1 protein-coding gene and 1 pseudogene are annotated in these 5,774 nt (G+C 72.3%); both read right to left on the bottom strand.

The window, feature by feature from the left end:
* Positions 1–68: 68 nt before the first annotated feature.
* A pseudogene (locus ACFXPX_RS43235) lies at positions 69–290 on the bottom strand (hypothetical protein); the annotation flags it as partial.
* A 23-nt stretch (positions 291–313) separates the two neighbouring features.
* On the bottom strand, positions 314–5,512 hold the full coding sequence (locus ACFXPX_RS43230) for a sacsin N-terminal ATP-binding-like domain-containing protein (RefSeq protein WP_380645055.1): 5,199 nt from the start codon (positions 5,510–5,512) through the stop codon (positions 314–316).
* Positions 5,513–5,774: the final 262 nt, after the last annotated feature.

Below are 5,774 nucleotides of genomic sequence, written 5' to 3'. Positions count from 1 at the left end.
CGGCCCCATTCGTCGTTCGTCAGATCACCCCGCCCCATGCCGGGCACAACGAGCCCGGCATGGAGAAGTCACATGATCCGCCGGACAGAACCTAGCACTCCGGGAAACGACTCGTCTTGTAAAAGCCGGGCGCCGTCGCCCTTGCGACGGCAGTCGCGAAGGATCGTCCAGGTCTTCACTCGGACGAAGACGTGCTCGACGCGGGCGCGGACCTGCTTGTGCTCAGGCCTGTGCTCGGCCTGCCGGTCGGCGAGCTCACCTCCGCGTGACCGACAGTGCGGCATGACCAGGACCGAACGTCGGCGCAGCACCGTCACTCCTCCTGTGGCAGGACGAAGCGCAGCCGCATCGCGGTGCTGACGATCTGATAGCTAGTCAGGCCGGACTCGCTGAACGGGTTGGGTAGCGGGGTGATCCTCCGGCGCTCGTGGTCGTTGGTGTGGGAGACGTAGACGATCCGGTACTCCACGTCGGGCTGCAGCTGGCTCGCCCGTGCGGCCCGCGTCTCGGTGTCCCCGAGGTGGATGTCGCCGTCCGCGCCGGTGGACGACTTGACCTCGAAGAGCAGCGTGCGCTCGCCGTCCCGGATCAGGAAGTCGTAGCCGAGGCTGTCGTCGCCCAGCCCGTCGGCGAGGACGTGGCGGCGCATCTCCGACTTCCACGACTCCTCGGGCGGCACCCCGAAGTGCCGTTCCAGCCAGGCGCCGACCGCCACCTCGCCGGCGAGGCCGACCGCGACGGGCTTCTCGCCGCTACCGGACTCCCGCGCACCGCCCGTGCCGTTCCCTGAGCCGCCGGATCCGCGCTGGCGCGGGAGGGCGGCCGCGGGGCCGGGCGCCTCGGGGGTCACCACGTCGACCGGTGTCGCCAGCTGCGCCTCGGTAAGGTCGGCCACCACTCGGCGTGCGAATTCGCGCAGGTCGTCGCTCCCTATGGGCAGGTGCTCACCGTTGAACTCCAGCGTCGGCGCCTGGGCCCGTCCCGAGGGTGCCGTTCCCTTCCCTTCACGCGGCTCCGACGGCTGTCGGCCCGCCGCTTCGCCCTCCAGGCCGAGGTCGCCGAGGCTCGTCGTGGCCGGCATCCCCTCCGGCCAGTGGCCGCGCGAGTGCAGCCAGGCGATCAGCGCCTTGCGGGTCAGCGGCGCGAAGTCGAGGAGCCCCTCCGCCTCCATCTCCCGGGCCACCTGGGCTGCCCCGGGGCAGGTGGACTCCGTGCCACCCCCCTGCCGGGTGAGCCAGCGCTCGATCAGGGTGCGCAGTTCCGGCAGCCGGGCGTGCACGACGCCCACGCACAGGTCCCGCACCTCGCTCACCGGCAGCAGCACCCCCGAGCCCTTGCCTGCCGGGGGCAGGTGCTCGGCCAGCCACCGGTCCGCGTGGTCGGCCATCAGCTGGGCGGGGAGCTCCCAGAGTGTCCGGTGCCACGCCGGATCGGGGCCGAGCCCCGGCAGTTCGCGCAGCCGCACGTACTCCCCCAGCTCGCGCCCGGCGCGGTGGGGGGCGGCGAACGCGTCGCGCACCCGGTCCACCAGCCGCGAGCGGTTGCCCTGCAGCCAGGTCTCGAACTGGCGGGTGTGCAGGGCGGAGTTGTCGATCGGGGCCAGCCCGAGGGTCTCCCACGCGCGGTTGGCCCGCTCCAGCGGCACGCTGAGCCGCAGCAGCAGCCGCTGCCAGTCGTCATCCGGAAGGGAGAGCAGCAGCTCGGCACGGTCGGCGCCGAGCTTCCCCGCCAGCCAATCTCGCAGTTCCTCAAGGCTGTTGAAGGTCTCCTGGAGCTGTTGCAGCTGTTCCGCCAGCTCGACGTCCTCGCAGGCGAGGACGGGCACCAGCCGGGCGCTGCCCGAGCGGGCGGAGGCGCGGTCGGAGAGCACCGCTTCCAGCCGGTGGAGCGGCAGGTCGAGCGCGGCGGCCAGGTCGTTCTCCGTTACCTCGGCGGTTCCCCGGCCCTGCATCCGCTGCCCCAGCTTTAGCAGGGCGAGCTCGAGTTCCGTCGCGAGGTAGGGAGCGCCGACTAGCTCGGCGATGCCCGGCGCGGCCGTCTGGAGGACGGGCCAGTGCGCTCGCGGCGGTGCCTGGACGACGACCAGGCAGGGGCGCTCGGGGTCGTCGTGAAGCACCGAGCGGTCGGTGGCGGCCAGCGTGTGTCCGGCGACATGGGTGACGGCCTCGGTGGCGAGCACCAGGGAGCAGGCTCGCAGGCGCCCGGTGAGCCGGGCGACCGTGACCGTCTCCGGACGCACGGCGCGGTCCTCGTCGTACTCCACTACCGCGGCCACCAGGGCGCGCAGCCAGGGGCCGGCGAACTCCAGCAGGGGCGTGCTCGGCGCCTGCGGCGCGGGCAGCTGGTCCGCGACTACCTGGACCGCGGCCTCGCTGCATGGGCGGGGTTCGAAGCCGTCGTGGTCCGCGAGGTAGTCGTGTACCCGGCTGCCCAGGGCCCGGTCATCCAGTGGCAGCACCGGGACGGGGATCTGGTCGAGCAGCCTGCGCTGCTGGCCGCTGCCCGGGTCCGGCAGGTGCACCGGCTCGGCGGTCTCGCCTTCGGGGGCGGCTGGGAGGACCTCCAGGGCGCCGGTCCGGGAGACCAGGAGGGCTTCGAGGTCGGCCCGCGAGCTGTCCTGGCCCTGGTGGGGCGGCAGCAGCTGCGACCAGGCCCGCTCGTAGGCGCGGCGGATCGCGTTGGCGTGCACCCCGTGGCGCAACTTAGGTGCTTCAAAGAGCAGTTGGGGTAGGTGGCGGAGCCGGTCGAGGGCGGTGCGGGGGTCAGACCAGTGGCGTACGCCCAGCAGGTCGAGCCGTTCTAGCGTTTTGCCGGTCGCCATCTGCCGAAGCCCCGCGGACACAACGGAGAGGTAGGCGGGCGGCTGCTCGCTCTCACTCCACCACCACGCGGCCGAGATCGGGGCGAAGGTGCTCCGGCCCTGGTGGTCCAGGGTCTGCGGAATCCACGGCGCATGGCGGAGGAAGGCGGCGAGCGGGGTCGGCCAGGCAGTCCCGGAACCGTCTCTGCCACGCACAAACCGGGTCTCCAAAGCGCTGTCCTGCCATGTGCCCAGGCCGTGGACGATCAGTTCGGCGTAGAGCCGGCGGGCCTCGTCCGAGAAGTCGGCGTAGGCGTCCTGGCCCGGGAGCTTGGCCAGCTGACGGTTCTGAGGCTGGTAGGCGACGGTCGCGTAGAGGTCGCCGTGCCTGTTCGGCCAGGTCTGGGCCGTGGCCACCCACTGCCGGCGCGCCTCGGCCGTACGGTGGAGAGACCGGTAGGCGTCGAAGGACCACGGGTGGTTGAGCTGGCTCCCCTTCACCGAGTCCGTGACGGGGAGACAGGTCGGCCGCAGGCCGTGGCGCACGTCCTGGCGTTCCAGGAAGCGCTGGAACACCGCCGGGTCGGTGCCGCTGCCCTCGCAAACCTCGGCGGCCGGCCTCAGGAGTGCGCCGTGGGCCTGCCGGAGGGAGCGGTCCAGGGTCCGGGTCAGGTCCAGGAAGCGGACGAGGGTGTCGTCGGCGGCCGAGGCCGCTCCCGTCCAGCCCGGGCCGAACATCGCGCTCCCGGTGGGCGACCAGCCTCGCCTGGTGGGGACGAGCAGGCCCTTGATGCGGGCGGCGCGCGGGCCCTGAGCGATCCACAGGCGGCAGGCGAGGTGCAGGCACTGCCACCGGGTCTCGTCGTCCTGCCCGTCCTGCCCCATCACCGCGGTCAGGGCGGGCAGCAGCGCCGCCGGGGTGTACGTCTGCACGAGCCCCTGCTGTTCGAGCCACCGTCGACCGGCGGCGCGGCGGCTCCGGGCCTTGCCTCGGCCTTCCGACCACGGGATCGCGTCATGGACGAAGGAGAGGTGCTCGCGCACGCGGGCGGGCAGCGCGTCGGGCTGGAGCAGGATGTCGCTTGCGCCGGGGAAGAAGACGTGCTCACCACCGGCGGGGACGAGCCGGCCGCCCGTGTCGAGGACGATCCGCTTGCCCCGCAGCGGGGCGGCGTCGGGGAACGACAGCGCCAGGTCGTGGTAGAAGTCGGCCCAGCGCTCGTGGCCGGTGTCCGCTGCGCCGGTGGTCTCGGCCAGCTGTTGGGCCACGGCCTCGGCCCACTGGGCGAGTTGGAAGGTCCAGGGCTCCAGGCGCACGTGGAGAAGACGGGCCATCCTCCGGAGCCGTTCGGCGCGCAGCGGGTGCAGGGCGGGGTCGATAATCTCCGCCTCGCCGGTCGCACCGACGGCCTGCGGGGTGAAGACCTCGACGCCCTCGGGCCGCTCGACGAATGTGCCGCGGTCGAGCGAGGTGCGTGAGCCCTCCGGGTGGACCCTCGGGATGAAGGCCACCTCGTTGAGCTTGCGGTCCAGCTTCCGGAACGCCTCCTGCAGCCGCTCCAGTTCGGCGCCGTTCCGGCAGACCAGGTCGATCGCGGCCTCGCCCGGCAGCCGCACCCGCCCCTCGTCGACCAGCACGGCAGCCCGGGCGCAGGCCGTGGCCACCTCGTCGAGCAGCAACTGGTTCCACGGCGTCTCGAGGACGAGCGTGCGGCGGCTGACATGTGAGAAGAACGGCGCGTTGACGTACCCGTCGACCGGGCACGCGGTCGTGGCACCCATCGGCAGGAAGGTGTAGAGCCGGCCGCCCCTCAGCGGTTCGCCCGCCGGGACGGCCACCGCCACCTCGGCGGACCCGCGCCACTTGTCCCAGGGCTTGCCCATGTCGCTGCTGGCCGCGATGGCGGGGAGGAGGCGCTCCTCCGGCACCCGGCTGCGGACCAGGACCAGGTCCAGCTTCCGGCGCCCGCGGCGCAGCGCCACCTCCTCGATCCTGAGGTCGCGGGACCTGTACAACGTGATCACCCGCCGCCCGAAGACGACGCGCTTCGGGGCGGCGCCGGCCTGGGTGTGGGACACCACGACCATGGCCAGCCGGTCGAGGAAGAGCTCGAAGGGCGCGCTGTCGTCAGTGAGTTCGCGCAACTGTTGGACAGCCGAGGCACGGGCCTCCGCATCCTTGAGGGGCAGCCGGACGACGGTGACGATCCCGCGACGGCAGAACTGCCGCACCGGCTCCGGGACCTCGTCGACGGGCACCGGGAGCAGCAGCGCAGAGAGGTTCTCGCGCAGTTTGTCGGCCGCGCCGGGGTCGTCCGGGGCCGCTTCGGCCGCCAGCCGGTCGAAGTCCGACGACCGGGCGAAACGGAAGCAGTAGCCGTCGAAGGTCTTGGCGCCCGGGCGGGAGACGCTGTAGACCTCCGGGGCCTCGGTCAGCTGACGGACGCTCTTGAAGCCCACCCCCTTGTGTCCGATGCCCTCGTCCGGCCGCTTGCTGGACGCCGCGACCCGGCGCAGCGCGTCGAAGCGCTTCGGCGTCAGCTCACGGCCGCCGTTGGCCACGTAGAGGACCCCGTGCTCGCCCTCGGTCTCGTCGAGCAGGATCTCCACCCGCCCGTCGCCCGCCTTGGCCGGGTGTGCATCGTGGGCGTTCTGCAGCAGTTCGACGATCACTCGCCCCTTGTACTCGGTGGCCAGTACCTGCTCGATCACCGCCTTCAGATCGCGCGAGTCCGTGTCGCCCTCCGCCAGGTTCCTCAGGCATGTCCGCGCCTTCTTCACGGACTGCGCCCACACCTGCCGCCGACGGGAACCCGCCGCCCCAGAGACCTTCAACCGCCGCCTCCACTCGCCGTACGAAGTCATCCGCGGCCACGCTACTAGGTTCTGTCCGGCGGATCATGTGACTTCTCCATGCCGGGCTCGTTGTGCCCGGCATGGGGCGGGGTGATCTGACGAACGACGAATGGGGCCG

Source organism: Kitasatospora sp. NPDC059146 (assembly GCF_042786665.1).
Classification (GTDB): domain Bacteria; phylum Actinomycetota; class Actinomycetes; order Streptomycetales; family Streptomycetaceae; genus Kitasatospora.
Note: the sequence above shows the minus strand (reverse complement) of the source record. Positions and strands in the feature narration are given on the sequence as shown.